15 protein-coding genes are annotated in these 15,998 nt (G+C 69.9%); 7 read left to right on the top strand and 8 right to left on the bottom strand.

From position 1 onward, the window contains the following. Positions 1 to 8: 8 nt before the first annotated feature. Both MFF01_RS00075 and MFF01_RS00070 read right to left on the bottom strand, forming a co-directional pair. Positions 9 to 728 carry a cytochrome c biogenesis CcdA family protein gene (locus tag MFF01_RS00075; protein WP_238221085.1) on the bottom strand — a complete coding sequence of 240 codons (720 nt, stop codon included), beginning with the start codon at positions 726 to 728 and terminating at the stop codon, positions 9 to 11. A gap of 6 nt (positions 729 to 734) precedes the next feature. Further along, positions 735 to 1,139, bottom strand: a complete 405-nt coding sequence (locus MFF01_RS00070; RefSeq protein ID WP_238221084.1) for a thioredoxin family protein — start codon at positions 1,137 to 1,139, stop codon at positions 735 to 737. Between the two features lie 273 nt (positions 1,140 to 1,412). Here MFF01_RS00070 and MFF01_RS00065 point away from each other — a divergent pair, with 273 nt between their 5' ends. Beyond that, positions 1,413 to 3,158, top strand: a complete 1,746-nt coding sequence (locus MFF01_RS00065; RefSeq protein ID WP_283207145.1) for a pilus assembly protein — start codon at positions 1,413 to 1,415, stop codon at positions 3,156 to 3,158. A 189-nt stretch (positions 3,159 to 3,347) separates the two neighbouring features. Here the strand turns inward: MFF01_RS00065 and MFF01_RS00060 are convergent, their stop codons facing one another. The 6 genes from MFF01_RS00060 to MFF01_RS00035 all read right to left on the bottom strand — a co-directional run bounded on the left by MFF01_RS00060 (position 3,348) and on the right by MFF01_RS00035 (position 9,810). Next, positions 3,348 to 4,022, bottom strand: coding sequence for a TadE/TadG family type IV pilus assembly protein (locus MFF01_RS00060; protein WP_238221082.1), 675 nt, complete (start codon positions 4,020 to 4,022; stop codon positions 3,348 to 3,350). A 48-nt stretch (positions 4,023 to 4,070) separates the two neighbouring features. Then, the gene (locus tag MFF01_RS00055) at positions 4,071 to 4,661 is read right to left on the bottom strand and encodes a TadE/TadG family type IV pilus assembly protein (RefSeq protein WP_238221081.1); all 591 of its coding nucleotides are present in this window, start codon (positions 4,659 to 4,661) and stop codon (positions 4,071 to 4,073) included. A gap of 526 nt (positions 4,662 to 5,187) precedes the next feature. Next, positions 5,188 to 7,542, bottom strand: coding sequence for a TonB-dependent receptor family protein (locus MFF01_RS00050; protein WP_238221080.1), 2,355 nt, complete (start codon positions 7,540 to 7,542; stop codon positions 5,188 to 5,190). A gap of 36 nt (positions 7,543 to 7,578) precedes the next feature. Further along, positions 7,579 to 7,938 carry a DUF2946 family protein gene (locus tag MFF01_RS00045; RefSeq protein WP_238221079.1) on the bottom strand — a complete coding sequence of 120 codons (360 nt, stop codon included), beginning with the start codon at positions 7,936 to 7,938 and terminating at the stop codon, positions 7,579 to 7,581. A 31-nt stretch (positions 7,939 to 7,969) separates the two neighbouring features. Further along, positions 7,970 to 9,355, bottom strand: a complete 1,386-nt coding sequence (locus MFF01_RS00040) for a PepSY-associated TM helix domain-containing protein (protein ID WP_238221078.1) — start codon at positions 9,353 to 9,355, stop codon at positions 7,970 to 7,972. 134 nt (positions 9,356 to 9,489) lie between these two features. After that, positions 9,490 to 9,810: a hypothetical protein gene (locus MFF01_RS00035; protein WP_238221077.1), complete on the bottom strand. Its 321-nt coding sequence runs from the start codon at positions 9,808 to 9,810 to the stop codon at positions 9,490 to 9,492. 192 nt (positions 9,811 to 10,002) lie between these two features. Between MFF01_RS00035 and MFF01_RS00030 the strand changes: the two genes are divergently transcribed. The 6 genes from MFF01_RS00030 to MFF01_RS00005 form a co-directional block, all read left to right on the top strand. Then, positions 10,003 to 11,118 carry an apurinic/apyrimidinic endonuclease family protein gene (locus MFF01_RS00030; protein WP_238221076.1) on the top strand — a complete coding sequence of 372 codons (1,116 nt, stop codon included), beginning with the start codon at positions 10,003 to 10,005 and terminating at the stop codon, positions 11,116 to 11,118. Positions 11,119 to 11,123: 5 nt separating this feature from the next. Further along, positions 11,124 to 11,714 carry an FUSC family protein gene (locus MFF01_RS00025; protein WP_238221075.1) on the top strand — a complete coding sequence of 197 codons (591 nt, stop codon included), beginning with the start codon at positions 11,124 to 11,126 and terminating at the stop codon, positions 11,712 to 11,714. Positions 11,715 to 11,827: 113 nt separating this feature from the next. After that, positions 11,828 to 12,994 carry an FtsW/RodA/SpoVE family cell cycle protein gene (locus MFF01_RS00020; RefSeq protein ID WP_238221074.1) on the top strand — a complete coding sequence of 389 codons (1,167 nt, stop codon included), beginning with the start codon at positions 11,828 to 11,830 and terminating at the stop codon, positions 12,992 to 12,994. Further along, positions 12,991 to 14,100, top strand: a complete 1,110-nt coding sequence (locus MFF01_RS00015) for a UDP-N-acetylglucosamine--N-acetylmuramyl-(pentapeptide) pyrophosphoryl-undecaprenol N-acetylglucosamine transferase (RefSeq protein ID WP_238221073.1) — start codon at positions 12,991 to 12,993, stop codon at positions 14,098 to 14,100. The genes MFF01_RS00020 and MFF01_RS00015 overlap by 4 nt, the downstream gene beginning before the upstream one ends. A 57-nt stretch (positions 14,101 to 14,157) precedes the next feature. Continuing rightward, on the top strand, positions 14,158 to 15,573 hold the full coding sequence (gene murC / locus MFF01_RS00010; RefSeq protein ID WP_238221072.1) for a UDP-N-acetylmuramate--L-alanine ligase: 1,416 nt from the start codon (positions 14,158 to 14,160) through the stop codon (positions 15,571 to 15,573). A 4-nt stretch (positions 15,574 to 15,577) separates the two neighbouring features. Next, the coding region (locus MFF01_RS00005; RefSeq protein ID WP_238221071.1) for an endonuclease domain-containing protein at positions 15,578 to 15,998 on the top strand (421 nt) is incomplete at its 3' end.

The following is a 15,998-nucleotide window of genomic DNA, read 5'->3' as shown; positions in this document are numbered from 1 at the left end:
ACCGGGTTTCAGAACCGCGTCGTCAGGGCGGTGAGCCACGCGGGCGAAGCGTCGACCAAGGCGGTCTCCAGGGCCTTGTCGAGGCTCGTCAGGATGGCGAGGCCCGTCACCACCAGGATGAGGCCGAGAGCCGCCTTGAGGCCACGCCCGAGGCGCATCATCCGGTCGCGCCAGTGCAGGAGAGTCGCCCGCGACAGGGCGCCGAGGAGCGCCAGGGGCAGGCCGGCCCCGAGGCCGAACATCAGCATGGTGAGCGCCACGGTGGGGAGATCGCGCCCCTGCGCGGCCAGCAGCGAGGCCGCCCCGAGGGTTGGCCCGACGCAGGGGCTCCACACGGCGCCGAGGAGCAGGCCGACGCCGAACTGACCGCCGAGCCCGGCGGTGGAGCGGCCGCCGAACCGGGCCTGCGCCCGGTCGCTCAAAGGGCCGGCGGCGACGGCGAGGCGCGTCTGGGCGGCCGGCACGAGGAGGACGACACCGATGGCGACGAGGAGGAGGGCGGCGACGCGGCGGAACACGTCCGTGTCGAGGCCGATCCCGAAGCCGATGGTGGCGACGAACAGCCCGATGGCGACGAAGGCGAGGGCGAGGCCCCCGGCCAGGGCCACCGGTCCGAGGCGATGCTCCGAGGCCGCCGCTCCGAGGACGAGGGGCAGCAGCGGCAGCACGCAGGGCGAGAGCACCGACAGGAGGCCGGCGAGGAAGGCGAGGCCGAGGGAGGCGCTCATGGTGGGTTAGAGCGTCTTCTCCACGAGCCCCTCGATCCATTCCGGCTGGGTCTCGCCGACCGAGCGGCCCGTCTCCACCGCGCCCTTGAAGGCGATGAGCGTGCTCTGCATGCGGGCGTCGAACCGGCGCAGGACGTCCTTGCGGCTGTCGAAATCGACGTCGAAGATCACGAGGTCCTTGAAGCGCGGGTCCGCCGCGAGCTTGGCCAGGATCGGCTTCTGGCTCTTGCAGATCGGGCACCACGGCGCGCTGACCTCGACGAGGATCGGCCGGCCCGCCTTCTGCGCCGCCGCGAACGCCTCGGCCTCGAACGGCACCACTTCCCCGGCGCGGGCCGGCGCGCTTCCGGCAAGGGGTGAGAGGGCCAAGGCGAGGGCGGCGAGGAGGAGCGGGCGGCGGAGCATCGTCATGGACCCTCGGGCGGCGGCCCCCTGTGGGGCGCACCAGATCTAGACCATGAGGCGGCGTCTGTCTGTGGTCCCGGCCGCCGGCAACGAGACCGTGATGATCCCCTCGGGGGACTTGGCCCGTGGCACCGGAATCGCGAACGGGTCCCCGACGCTCCGTGGAAAGGCGTTCTGTCTGCGTCGCTTGCACGAGCGTATCCATCGCCATTACTCGCGCTCACAAAACGTTAACGGAACTCTGATGGAGGTCTTCAGCGGTCGATCAAGGTCAAGTGAATGGATTCAGGGCATCGATTTCTGGGGGACGGGCGCGGGAATATCGCGATCCTGTTTGGGTTGAGCTTCGTTCCGGTCATGTTCCTCGCTGGTGCGGCGGTCGATTACGGGCGGGCCTCGGCCTTGCGTGCGCGATTGCAGAACGCCGTCGATGGCACAGCCCTCGCCCTGTGCCAGACGAGCCTTGCGACGACCCCCGCCGCCCTGGAGGATCAAGCCGCCAAGCTCATCGCCGCCTACATGCCCGAGGGCGCGGCCCTGACGGCCCCCCTGGCCATCAGCGCCAACCCGCGCATCATCACGGTGAAGGCCGGCGCCACCTACCGGACCGCCTTCGCCAGCCTGCTACGGGTCAACACCATTCCGGTCGGGGCCTCCTCGCAATGCGCGACGCCCATGGCCCAGACCTTCGAGATCGCCATCGCCCTCGACACCACGGGATCGATGGATTCCGCGGGCGGCTCGGGCACGAAGATGGCCGCCGCCCGGGATGCGGCCAAGAAGTTCGTGGATTACGTCTACTCCAAGCCGGCCTTCAGCCCGCAGACCCGGATCTCCATCGTGCCCTTCGCCGGGGGCGTGGCGGTGGACCCCAAGACCTACGGCGCCGCCACTCCCTGGATCGATGGCGCTGCGAAATCCGCCTACCATTGGACCAACGTCGATTTTTCCGCCGCGAACGCCACCGTCAAGACGGCGCTCAAGAGCCGGTTCGACCTGTTCGATCAGCTCAGAAAGCTCGATTCGGGCTGGGGCTGGGCCGGCTGCCTCGAGACACGGCCCTATCCCCTGAACGTGCAGGATACGGCGCCGACGCCGGACAATCCCAACAGCTACTTCGTGCCGATGTTCGCCCCCGACGAGCCCGGTGGCGACACGCCAAATACGGTGACTTTGTCCGGCAGTCTGAAGGTTCCCGGCACCCACAACGACTATACGGCCCTGTCGCCCTCGACCCAGAGGTACATCAACAGTTATCTCGACGACAACACCAACGAGCCGGGCTGCGAAGCCAAGACGATGACCGCCCCCGAGGCGGAGATGCGCGCGTGCAAGTACTACAAGCCGACGTCCTACGCCGCGACGTCGAAGAACGCCCTCCAACTCCCCAACGGGCCCAACAACGCCTGCACCAGCAAGCCGCTCCAGACCCTAACCACCGACACGGCCAAGCTGAAATCCCTCATCGACAGCCTCGTCGCCATCGGCAGCACGAACATCTTCGAAGGCTTCATGTGGGCGTGGCGGACGATCTCCCCGGCCGGCCTCTTCGGCCAGACCAGCGCCTATAACGACACCACCGTCCGGAAGGTGATCGTCCTTATGACCGACGGCGAGAATTCCTGGTACCCGAACACCGCGTTCGGGCTCTCCAACATCCACGATTCGATCTTCAGCCCCTTGAGCTACATGATCAACGGCAACGGGACCCGGGTGTCGGGCAGTCCGGGCCTGCCGAGCCGCCTCGTCACCGGGACGGGCACGCCGACGAGCCTCGCCCAGGCGCGCGCCGCCCTCGACGCCCTGACGCGCGAGGCCTGCACCAACGCCAAGGCCCGCAACATCGCGGTCTTCACCATCGGCTTCAGCGTGCCGAGCGATCCCATCGACCAAGCCGGCATCGACCTCCTGCGCGATTGCGCGACGGCGCCGGGGCAGGCCTACGTCGCCAACTCGTCCACGGCCCTCATGGCGGCCTTCGACGACATCGCCAAGAGCATCGGTAAATTGCGGATCGTGCGCTGAGTCACTTGGGGCGCGGGGGAAGGGCCGCCCGGTTCCGCTCCTGCGGAGGGCGGTGTCGCCGACGGCGTCGGCTTCCGCCCCCCCTTGCTTGTCCCGGAAGCCGGCTGCGTAGCGCCGGAGGGATGAAGCGGCAGACGACGTCGGGCAGGCTCAATTCGATGGCGATCGCCTAATCCCGATGGGTCTGTCTCAGTTCAACGTCGCCGGGCAGGCAGTTCCGGAGGGCAGGATGACTTCGTCGTCGGCGCCCGAGGTAACGTTTTTTCCCTGACGGGTCGGCCAGATCACCGTGTCGGACAGGGGGAGCACCGCCGAGCCCATCAGAGTCGCGTAGGAGGCGCCGAGGACCGGCGCGTAGGGCATCGTGACCTCGGCGACGACGAGGCGCATGCCGTCGCGGTTGTAGGCAGCCGGAATCGTCAGGCCCGCAGGCGCCGGGCCGACGGACCATTTCGCGCTGCTGGGCGACCCGTCGCTGGAGCAGATCCGGACCGTGCGGTTCGCACCCTGCATATAGATCCCGATGGCGGCGACCCGAATGGTGGCCTGCGTCGCCTCGAACGGCCCGTAGACGAGCTTCGAAGCCGCGAGGATGTCCGTCATGGTCGCCCGCGTCATGGGCGAGGTGGTGTCACCGAGGGCGGTGAGGTCGGCCACGGTCCGGGTCAGCAGGGTGGTGCGCCGCTGCGCCATCGCGGCCCGCGCGAGTTCGCAGCTCCCGACGTAGATCAGGAGGAGGATCGGGGCGATGAGGGCGAACTCCACGGCGGCGACGCCGCTCCGGTCACGCTGGAAACGGCCGAGGAAGCGCGGCACCGGGGGACGGGCGAACGGACGAACGGTCAGGACAACCTCCGAAAACATGCGGTCATGCGGCCCCCGGACGCGCGGCGTGGGTTCGCAGACGGACACTCAGAATGGCTCGGTGCGGAAAACCTGTACGGACTGAAGCAGCCGCGACCCGTCTGCGAAGGTCGGGGTCATGGGAAACATGAGGTTGAAGCTCGGATACTTCACGGCCGCCTGAATCACCACGATGCTGCTGCCCTGGGGATTGGTGTAGTTCTTGCCAAAATTCGCTGACCAGTCCCGGCTGGACGCATCGAGGGGCGCTCCGATCGCGCCTGCCGCCATGGTCGTGTAGACCCGGACGTCCAGCTTCACGTCCGCACACGCGAACAGGGTCCAGCGTTCGGCGCCGTTCACGGTGCAAAGCTGCTTTCGCAGATTCTCCAACAACGTCGCCGCGTTGGTAACGTCGGTATTGGCGCTTTGGAATTGCCCGGTCTGCACCGTCCGCGCCGCGTCCGCCAGGGCGTCGTCGAGGGTCTGGCTCGCCCAGAACAGCGTCGCCATGTCGATGATGCCCATCATCAGCGCCAGGAACGGGACAATCACCAGGGCGAATTCCACCACCGTGGCGCCGCCGCGATCCCGGCGAAAGCGGGTGAGGAGCGCCGCCGATGAGCGCCCGTTGCGGCGGTACAGGGGCATGAATGCCATGGAGCGGGATGGGCCTCTGGGCGTGACTGGATGCGGGCGTGCGTTCCGCCGCCTGCTGCAACGTCGACCCAAATGCTTTCGAATGGGTTGTGTCGAGTCGGGAAGGACAAAGATTTCAGACGAATGGATCGTGTCTGATGGAGCTTTCGGTTCGCATCACATCAAATGTTTAGCTCGAAGGATACTACTTCGCGTTGCGATGATGATTTGATATCCTTCAAAATTGCTCTGAGATGCCGAGATCGAATGGCCAAAGTCACCGCTCTGGAGCGGATACCAACGAAAGAAGTCTCTGGGATCGACCGATCGAAAGGGCAAGGCCAATTGGTGGCGATGGGGTGTTTCCCGTGAAACACTCCATTAACCGAGAGGGCGCCGCCGTGGTCCAGGCCCCGCGCTACGCCGGCGCGGGGGTGCGGACTTCCCGAGCATCATCCCAGGCTCGGTCTTTTTGCCTGATGCTCCGAAGTCTCTGTTTTCGCATCGATACTTCCGGAAAGCCGGAAGCCGCCCTTGACCCGATGCCCTAGAACGACAGCTTCATCCCCGCCACGATGCTGCGGGGGGCGCCTGCATAGACCAAGCTCGTGACGTTCGCGAGGGCCGCGGCCGTCGTCGGCAGGCCGGTGGTGGTACTGAGACCGTTGGCGACGTTCTGAACCGACGACGCATAGGTGCGGTCGAACAGGTTGCGTCCCTCGACGTAGAGGTTCAGGCGCTTGGCGTAGCCGCCGGGCAGGTCGGTGACGTAGTGGAGGTTGGCGTTGACGATGGCGTAGCCCGGCGCCTTGAGGCTGTTGGCATTGTCGATGAAGAAGCCGTCCTGCGCCACCACCTCGACGAAGCCGCCGACCCCGGAGAGTGGGCCACCGACCTGCTCGTAGCCGAGGCGGGCGAGGAGCTGGTGGGTGGGCACGCCCGGTATCAGCTTGCCGGCCCGGTCGAACCGCGCGGTGAAGCTGCCGGCGCTCAGCTGCTCGACGTAGCGGGTGTAGAACTGGTCGTCGAAGGTGTAGGCGAGGGTGGCGCGCCAGCCCGGGCCGAACCCCCAATCGGCCGCGACCTCGACGCCGCGATGCTCGGAAGCCGGGGCGTTGAAGGTGTAGGCCAGGAGCCCGGCGCCGGGGCTCTGGGACACGAGTTCGTTGCGGAAGAACTCTGCGAAGCCCGTGACGGACAGGCGCAGATTCTCCCACGGGGTCCAGTCGGCTCCGAGGTCGAAGCCGAGGTTCTCTTGCGTCTTGAGATCGGTGTTGTTGCCCGGCACGCCGGCCGGGGTCACGAACAGGTTGCCGAAGGCCGGGGTGGTGTAGCCCGTGGCGGCCCGGCCCCGGAACGCCCATTCGATGCTCGGCCGGTAGACCAGGGCGAGTTCGGGCGCGACGTTGAGGAAGCTGCGGTCGGCGAGCGCCTGCGTGGTGGTGCGCCCGGCGGCCGAGTAGCTGTAGGCGCGGTTCTGGCCGTTGATCGTGGTGTTCTCGGCGCTGATCCCGATCACCCCCGTCCAGTCCGGCGACAGAGCGAGTTCCGTGCGCGCCCGGCCGCCGAGATTGGTCTGCAGGGCGGTCTGCTCGCCGATGAGGGCGCCGAGCGCCGGGCCCGCCAGGGGCCGGAGGTTGAAGGTGGTGGCGCGGGCGTCGAGGGCGCTGAAGCTCACGGCGGCGTAGGTCGTGGCCGGCAGTCCGAACAGCTCGGAGCGGTGGGTGATGTCGCTGAGCACGTTGTAGGACGGCAGGCTGCCGTGTCCGGCGCTGGTGTAGAACGGCTGGTTGTAGTTGCGCTCGTCGAAGCCGACTTGCGTGCGCCACGTCGTCTGGGCGTCGATGTCGTGCTCCCAGCGCAGGGCCACGATGCTGCGCCGGTCGTTGCGGAACAGACCGACCTCGCCCGCCGTCACGGGGCTGGTCGCCCCGAAGGCGCCGTTGTTGGGCAGGTTGTAGACCGTGCAGCCAAGTGCCGCCGTCGCCGCCGAGGCGCAGCCGCGCTGGTAGGGGTTGATGCGGTACTGGTTGAGGGACGACCGCGCCGGGATGTTCGCCTGCAGCTCGTTGTTGATCACCTTCAGGGTGAAGCGATTGTCGGGGGTCGGTGTGTAGCTCGCCAGCAGGTTCACCGTCTGGGTGTTGTACGACGAGTGGTCCTGATAGCCGTTGGCGCGCACGTCGCTCGCGAACAGGCTGATCTCCACCGGGCCGCTGACGCCGCCGACGGTGAAATAGTTGCTGAGATAGCCGAAGCTGCCCGCATCGGTGCCGATCTCGTAGCCCAAGATCTTCCCGTCTGAGATCTCGCGGCCCGTGCGGGTCCGGAAGGCCAGCGCTCCGCCGGTGGCGTAGTTGCCGAACAGGGCCGATTGCGGCCCCCGGAACACGTCGATGCGGGAATAGGCGCGCGGATCGACGAGGTCGAAGCGCGCGGCGCCGTCGGGCTGGGTCAGGATGAAGCCGTCCTCGAGGACGACGGTGTTCTTGGTGACGCCCGTGGAGCGGGCATTGTTGCCACGGATCGAGATGACGACGTCCCGCGCGCCGTTGCCCTGGCGCACGGTGACGCCGGGCGAGTCGAGGAGCACGGAGCCGATGCTCGTCGCCGGCCGGTTGGCGATGGTGTTTTCGCGACCCACGGCGGTGACGATCTGGCCCACGGGATTTTCGATGACGCTCGGGGCAGAGCCGGGCGGGGATGCGACGCCGAATGCGCCGCGCCCGGTGGGTGAGCGGGTGCCATCGCCGACGACGGAGACCTCGTCGAGGGTGACGGTGGCCGCGTCCTGCGCATGTGCGCCCAAGGCGGGAAGGGCGAGGAGCGCGCCGAGGCGCAGGGTCTTGGCACGGCGCGGGGGCTTGGCGTGGCGCGAGGTCTTGGAAACGGGAAGCGGCATGACACGTCCGATCGGTCGAAGGGGGGGGCGGCGCGATCAGGACGGGACGGGCGGTGCTCGGGGCTGGCCGGGGGGCTTGGGCCGGCGCAGGGACGGGCTCGGGGGCGGCGTCGCCCAGGCCACAGCGTGCCAGTGGGTGGCGCGGGCGAGAACGGGGGCCGTCGGCACCAGGGGGGCGGTGGCGATGCCGGCGCAGAACGGACAGGCGGGGCACGGCCCCGGCGCCTCGTCCTGCGATGCAACGGCGCGCGGTCCATCGTGGCCGCAGAGGATCGCCCCGGCGAGGGGATCGCGTGCGGACAGGCCGAGGGCGACGCCCGGCGCCAGGGCCTGCAGCCACACGGCCAGCACGAGGAGGAGGGCGCCGAGGGAGCGCCGGAGGGGAGGGGGAGTCACGGGGCACGCACCCGGTGGCAGCGGAGCGGCCTCAGGCCGGGCGCCGCCCCGTCAGGGCGCGCAGGCCGCAATCGGCGAGGATCATGGCGAGGATCGCCGCCCCCGTGAGGGGAAACAGGGCGCCCAGCCCGACGACGAGGAGGGTGACCCCGGCGACGATTCCGGGTGCGCGCGGCCAGGGCGGGATGCCGAGGCTGCCCGAGGGCCGACGCTTCCACCACATCACCCCGGCGGTGACGCTGAGGGCGATGCCGGCGAGGCAGAAGGCCAGCATCAGGAACTGGTTGAGGCGCCCGAAGACCTCGCCCTTGTGCAGGCCGATGCCGACTTGGATCGCCCGGCCGACGATCCCGATCTGCGAGAACCGCACGTCGACGAGGGGGCGGCCGGTATACTGGTCCAGCGAGATCATGCGTTGGCGGGCGACGTCGCGGGGGTAGACGGCGGCGGCATAGACCCCGGTCGGCCCCACCGGCAGGGCGAGTTCGTAGCCCGCCGGCATGCCGCGCGCGCGCAGGATCGCCGCCGCCCGGTCGAGGCCGATGGGCGCGGCGGGGGCCGGCCGTGACAGGGGCACGGGCGCGTCCTCCAGGGCCCAGCCGGCCTGGGTGAGGGCCTCGCCCATGGGCACGGTCGAGACCGGTACCCTCGCCCACAGGGCGCTCGGCTGGCCGAGGCCGGCGGCGTTCGAGAGGGCGCGCACTTGCTGGCCCCAGACGATGGACCAGGGCAGGCCCGTGAGCGCCAGGAACAGCAAACCGCCCCCGGCGACGAAGCCCGTCACCGCGTGGAGATCGCGCCACCACACCCGCCGACGCGGATCGCCCCGCACGGTGACGACGCCGCCGACCTGCCCGCGCGGCCACCACAGGTAGGTGCCGGTGAGGACGAGGACGATGAGAAAGCCCGCCACCACCTCGACGATCCCGTTGGCCACCGGACCGAAATACGACAGGCTGTGCAGGCGCCGGATCACCATCATCACGTCGCCATCGGGCGTGACGCGGCCGACGACGTCGCCGCTGCGCGGGTCGAGGCTGACCAGGGTCTTCTCGCCGTCCTTGGCCATGGTGACCACCGCCGGGTCGGTCGGTCCGGCCGGGTCGAGATAGGTGAGGGGCGCGGCGTCCGGCACCGCCTGGCTCGCCACGTAGACGAGGCGGTCCGGCCCGAGGGAGGGGCGGTCCGAGGCCGGGACGACGAAGCGCCGAGGGAACAGGGCGGCGTTGATCTCGTCCTTGAAAAGGTAAAGCGCCCCCGTGGTCGAGAGCAGGATGAGGAACGGCAGGCAGATCAGCCCGGCATAGAAGTGCCAGCGCCAGACGGCGCGGTAGACCGCCTCGCGCGAGACGCGGACGGGGCTGGCCGAGGCGGGGGCATCGAAGGGCGGGGCATCGCCGGTGAGGGAACGGGGCATGATGGTCCTGCGGGGCGCGAGCGCTCTGAGCCGCGCCTCAGGGGGCACGGCCGATCCATCGCCGTCCCCTGTCGGGACGGGCGTTCGGGGATCGGGGCGTCCGCGCCGCCGGAGGGGCGGGACGGCGGGCGCCCTCAGGCGACGGGCGGTGCCCGGGCGTGCGCTGGTGTCCGGGGCGGCGCCCGGGGCTGCGCCATCGCGTGCGGGCGCCACGCCACGCGGGCCGTGCGCCGGTTGGGGCGCGCGAGGTCCGTCGACACGGCCGGCGGCAGGTCGAGGCCGGGCAGAGCCTGGGCCGCCGTGCAGCAGGCGAGGTGGACGTGGACGGGGGCGGGCGCGTCGGAGCCGGTTTCACCGGCCTCGTGCAGGCACAGGCCGCTGTCCTGCCCGATGGGCGACGGCATGGCGGCCGTGCCGAGGATCGCCTGAAGGCACAGGGCATAGAGCGCGATCACGGCGATGATCGCGCGGTGACGCGCTCCCCAAGGCCGGCATCCGTGCATGGCATCCGATAGAGGCGACGCCCGCCGGCCCGTCAATGGCGCCTCGGCGTCGCGGGGCGCGGGCGCGACATTTTTCCGATGGAGTGTGGCCGGGCGGCGGCGCAGAGCGCGGGACCAAATCGCCCCTGCGGCGTTGGGGCCAGGATGACTCAGAACCCCAGCCTTTCGAGCCCTGCGACCGACGGTGCCCCGCGCCTCGGCTTCTGTTGCAAGTTCATCCTCGAAGCCCCGCCGGAGAGCTTCAAGACCCTGAAGGCCGCCCGCGCGGCGGCCCTGGAGATGAACCTCACCCACGTCACCATGGCCAACCTCGCCCGCCTCGAACCCGCCGCCCGACGGGCGCGGCTCGAGGATCTGGCGCGGCACAACCTCGCCGCCCTGGAGCGGCAGATCGCCTGGGTCGCGGGCCGCCCGCCCATCGAGCGGCTGCTGCGCATGGCGAGCAACGTCCTGCCCGGCTACACCCACCCGGTCGCCAGCGACCTCTACGCCGAGCCGGGCTTTCGCGCCCTCATCGAGCCCGAGCTCGCCCGCATCGGCGATCTCGCCCGGGCCGGCGGCGTGCGACTGAGCTTTCATCCGGGCCAGTTCTGCGTCATCGCCTCGCGCAATCCGGCGGCGCAGGCCAACGGCATCGCCGAGTTCGAGTACCATGCCGAGGTGATGGCCCTCATGGGCTACGGCGCGGACTGGCATCCGCACGGCGCCCACATCAATATCCATGTCGGCGCCCGCGACCCCGGCGTGGAGGGATTCCGGGCGAGCCTGCCCCTGCTCTCGCAGACCGCGCGCGACCTCATCACGGTCGAGAACGACGAGAACTGCTTCGGCCTCGATACGGTGCTGCAGCTCGCCGACGCCGTGCCGGTGGTGCTCGATCTGCACCATCACTGGGTCGAGAGCGGGGGCGCCTACATCGAGCCCGACGACCCGCGTATCGCGCGGGTGAAGGACTCGTGGCGCGGCGTGCGCCCCATCGCCCATATCAGCGTCTCGCGCGAAGCCCTCCTCGAGGGAAGCGACCCCGACGCGGCGCCGGATTTCGTTGCCCTCTCGGCGGCGGGGCATTCCCGGCGCGACCTCGCCGCCCATTCCGACATGATGTGGAACCGCGCCGTGAACGCTCTCGTCGGCCGCCACCTCGCCTGGGCGGATTTCGAGATCGAGGCCAAGAGCAAGAACCTCGCCTCCGGGCAGATCGCCGCCCAGGTGGCGGAGGGTGTGACCGCCGGCCTCGCGGCGGCGGCGCGCGCCGCCTGATCCCGATGGCCCCCGAGATCCGGGACACGCCCATCCTGCCCGGTGAGGCCACGCGGGACGAGGCGCGCATCGGCTGGCTGCGCCGGCAGCTCACCCGCCTGCGCAAGCGCCTGCCCCTGCGGCGTCGCCTCGTCGGCGGCGCCGCGCATGGGCTGATGTCGGCCGCCGCCGCCCTCATCGCCTACATCCCGACGCAAGCCCTCAACCTGCGCGAAGGGTTCTGGAGCGCCATCACGGCCATTGCCGTGGTGCAGACGGAGTTCCGCGCCACCCGCACCATGGCCCGCGACCAGTTCCTGGGCGCCGCCACCGGCGGGCTCATCGGCCTCGCCGTGCTGGGGAGCGTCGGCCAGGATCTCGTCGCCTACGCGGTGGCCGTCATCCTGTCGCTGACCGCCTGCTGGCTCCTCAACGTGGCGAGCGCCGGGCGGCTCGCCGGCATCACCGCCACGATCATCCTGCTCGTGCCCCATCACGGCACGGCGCAGCAGATGTTCGGCTCGCGCCTCCTCGAGGTCGGCTGGGGCGTCAGCGTCGCCGTCGCGGTGGGCTGGGTCGCGACGCGGATGATGCAATCGGCCGACGACGGACCCTGATCGGCAAGGATTGGTTTACCATTCCGGCACAGGATCGCGCCGAGCCGGCCCCGATGCGGCCGGCGGCCCGCGGCGGCTCGCTCGAGCGCCCGGCCTTACGGAGAGCCCGGTCCATGATGTCCCGCGCGGAACGCACGCCTCTCACCGACTGGTGGTGGACCGTCGATCGCGGTCTGCTGGCGGGCCTCTGTGCCCTGATGGTGGCCGGCCTCGTCTTTCTCATGGGCGGCGGTCCGCCGGTGGCGGAGAAGATCGGTCTGCCGACCTTCCACTTCCTCAACCGGCAGGCGCTCTACCTCGCGCCGACCCTGCTCATCATCGTCGCCGTGTCGTTCCTGTCCCTGCGCCACATCCGGCGCGTGGCCCTGGGCACGTGGCTCCTCGGCGTCGCTCTGTGCATCCTCGCCGGCAAGTTCGGCCCCGAGATCAAGGGCGCGCACCGCTGGATCCAGTTCGGCCCCTTCGGCCTGCAGCCCTCGGAATTCGTGAAGCCGGCCTTCGTGGTGGTGGCCGCCTGGGCGTTCTCGGAAGGCGCCCAGCGCCGCGACATGCCGGGCGGCTTCCTGGCGATCCTGCTGCTGCCCGTCACCATCGTGCCCCTCGTGCTCCAGCCGGATTTCGGCCAGACCATGCTCATCACCATCGTGTGGTGCGCGCTGTTCTTCGTGGCCGGCCTGCACTGGTTCTGGGTCGCGGGCCTCGGGGTCGCGGGCCTGCTCGGCGTCGGCGTCGCCTACAAGTTCCTCTATCACGTGCGCGAGCGCATCGACCGGTTCATGAACACGGATTCGGGCGACAACTTCCAGGGCTTCTGGGCGCACGAATCGTTCAATGCCGGTGGCTGGTTCGGCGTCGGTCCCGGCGAGGGCCTCGCCAAGCGCCACCTGCCCGACGCGCACACGGACTTCCTGTTCTCCGTCGTCGGCGAGGAATTCGGCGTTCTGGTCTGCCTCGGCCTCGTCACCCTGTTCGCCTACCTCGTCATGCGCGGCCTCAAGCTCGCGCGGCGCACGGACGACACCTTCTCCCGCCTCGCCATCACCGGCCTCGTCACCCTGTTCGGGATGCAGGCCAGCATCAACATGGCGGTGAACGTGCAGCTCATGCCGGCCAAGGGCATGACCCTGCCGTTCGTCTCCTACGGCGGCTCGTCGATGCTGTCGCTGGCGCTTGGCATGGGCTTCCTCGTGGCCTTGACCCGCAAGCGCCCGCGCACCACCACCTTGAGCCAGAAGCCGCCGGGCACCGCCCCGGCGACCGTCGCCGGAGTGATGCGTTGACCGTCGCCACCGCTACCGTCCTCCTGTGTGCCGGCGGCACCGGCGGGCATCTGTTCCCGGCCGAGAGCCTCGCCCACATCCTGCGCGCCCGCGGCGTGCGGGTGGTGCTCGCCACCGACGCGCGGGTCGATTCCATCGCCACGGGGTTTCCGGCCTCCGAGATCGTCACCATCGCGTCGGCGACGCCCTCGGGGCGTTCCCCGATCCAGCGCGGTCTGGCGCTTCTCACCCTCGGGCGCGGCTTCGGGGTCGCGGCCCGGCAGATCAAGCGCATCGACCCCGCCGCCATCGTGGGTTTTGGCGGGTATCCCACCGTGCCGCCGATGCTCGCCGGGCAGATCCTGCGGGTGCCGACGATCCTGCACGAGCAGAACGCCGTCATGGGCCGGGCCAACGCGTTCCTGGCGCGCGGGGCGCGGGCCATCGCCACCGGCTTCAAAGAGGTGCGCGGGGTGCCCGTGAAGGCGTTGGCGCCGCGCACCCACACCGGCAATCCCTTACGCCCGGCGGTGATCCAGGCGGCCTCCACCCCCTATCCCTCCGTGGCGGCGGACGCCCCCCTGCATCTCCTCGTCTTCGGCGGCAGTCAGGGCGCGCGGGTGATGGGCGAGGTGGTGCCCAAAGCCATCGCGAGCCTGCCGGCGGATCTGCGTGCGCGCCTCCACCTCGTGCAGCAGGTGCGGGCGGAAGACCTCACCGCCGTGCAGAACCTCTATCTCGGCCTGGGGCTCGGCGGTCTCGAGGCGGCGCCGTTCTTCAAGGACCTGCCGGCCCGGATGGCGGCCGCCCACCTCGTCATCGGCCGGTCGGGCGCCTCCACGGTGTCTGAGCTCGCCGCCATCGGCCGGCCGTCGATCCTCGTGCCGCTGCCCGGTGCCCTCGATCAGGACCAGGCCGCCAACGCCGCGACGCTGGCCGCCATCGGCGCCGCCCTGGCGATTCCCCAGAGCGCGTTCACGCCCGATCGCTTGGCCGCCGAACTCGTGGACCGCTTCACGGCGCCTGAAAAATTGACCGCGGCGGCGGCAGCGGCCAAAAGCGCCGGCATCCACGACGCCGCCGAGCGCCTCGCCGACCTCGTCGTCGCCACGGCCGCCCGCACCTGATTCCTCTGTTTCACGGGCGCCGCCTCGGACGGCTCCCGCCTTGGACTGGTCAATCCCATGAAGCTGCCCGACAAGCTCGGTCCCATCCACTTCATCGGCATCGGCGGCATCGGCATGTCCGGCATCGCCGAGGTGATGATGAACCTCGGCTACACCGTCCAGGGATCGGACGCCTCCGACAACGCCAACGTGCGGCGCCTCGCCGAGAAGGGCATCCGCACCTTCGTGGGCCACGCCGCCCAGAACGTCGAGGACGCCGCCCTCGTGGTGGTCTCCACCGCCATCCAGCGCGACAACCCCGAACTCGTCGCCGCCCGCGAGCGGCGCCTGCCCGTGGTGCGCCGGGCCGAGATGCTGGCCGAGCTCATGCGCTTCAAGTCCTGCGTCGCCATCGCGGGCACCCACGGCAAGACCACCACGACTTCCCTGGTCGCGACCCTGCTCGATGCCGGCAACATGGACCCCACCGTCATCAACGGCGGCATCATCAACGCCTACGGCACCAACGCCCGCATGGGCGAGGGCGAGTGGATGGTGGTGGAGGCCGACGAATCCGACGGCACCTTCCTGAAATTGCCGGCCGACGTCGCCATCGTGACGAACATCGATCCGGAGCACCTCGACCATTTCGGCTCGTTCGACGCCGTGAAGGACGCCTTCCGGCGCTTCATCGACAACATCCCGTTCTACGGCTTTGCCGTGATGTGCATCGACCACCCCGTGGTGCAGGACCTCGTCGGGCACATCGAGGACCGGCGCATCATCACCTACGGCGAGAACCCGCAGGCGGATGTCCGCCTCATCGATATCGACCTGCGCGGCGGCCAGAGCCGCTTCCGGGTGATGATCCGCGACCGGCGTCCGGGCTTCCGCCTCGAGATGGAGGACCTGATCCTGCCGATGCCGGGCAAGCACAACGCCCTGAACGCCACGGCGGCCCTCGCCGTCGCGCACGAGCTCGGCGTCGAGCCGGAGGCGATCCGCAAGGCGCTCGCGGGTTTCGGCGGGGTCAAGCGCCGCTTCACCAAGACCGGCGAGTGGAACGGCGCCCTCATCTTCGACGATTACGGACACCACCCCGTGGAGATCAAGGCGGTGCTGAAGGCCGCCCGCGCCTCGACGGAGGGGAACGTCGTGGCCATCGTGCAGCCCCACCGCTACACGCGCCTCGCCTCCCTGTTCGACGATTTCTGCACCTGCTTCAACGACGCCGACACGGTCATCGTCGCCCCCGTCTACGCGGCGGGCGAGGCGCCCATCGAGGGCATGGACCGCGACGGCCTCGTGGCGGGCCTGAAATCCCGCGGCCACCGCGACGCCATCGCCCTCGACCGCTCGGAAGAACTCGCCGGCATCGTCGCCGGCCGCGCCAAGCCGGGCGACTACGTGGTGTGCCTCGGCGCCGGCAACATCACCCAATGGGCCTATGCCCTGCCGGGCGAGCTGGCGGCTCTGGAGGGAGTGAAGGGGTGAGGCGATGCGCGGACCGACGCCGGCTCGCACACGCTTTCGTCGGTCCCTGCGCCGTGGAGAAACCGACGCCGAGCACCGGCTTTGGTCGCGCTTGAGAGACCGACGCCTCGCCGGCTTCAAGTTCGTCCGTCAGGAGCAGATCGGTCCGTACATCGCGGATTTCGTGTGTCGTGAGGCGCGGTTGGTCATAGAGGCCGATGGCAGCCAGCATGCCGAGAACGATCACGACGCGCGCCGGGACGCATGGCTGCACCAACGCGGCTATCGCGTCCTTCGCTTCTGGAACACGGACGTCATGACCCAGACCGATGCCGTCGTCGCGACGATCCTCGCGGCCCTCCCACCCTCTCCCCGCGTGCGGGGAGAGGACGTCGAACCCCTCGCCGGGTTCGACGTGAGCCCGAAGGGCGAGGGTGAGGGGGCGA

Source organism: Methylobacterium adhaesivum (assembly GCF_022179065.1).
Lineage (GTDB): Bacteria > Pseudomonadota > Alphaproteobacteria > Rhizobiales > Beijerinckiaceae > Methylobacterium > Methylobacterium adhaesivum.
The sequence above is the reverse complement of the archived record's forward strand: the minus strand, read 5'-3'. Positions and strand labels throughout refer to the sequence as shown.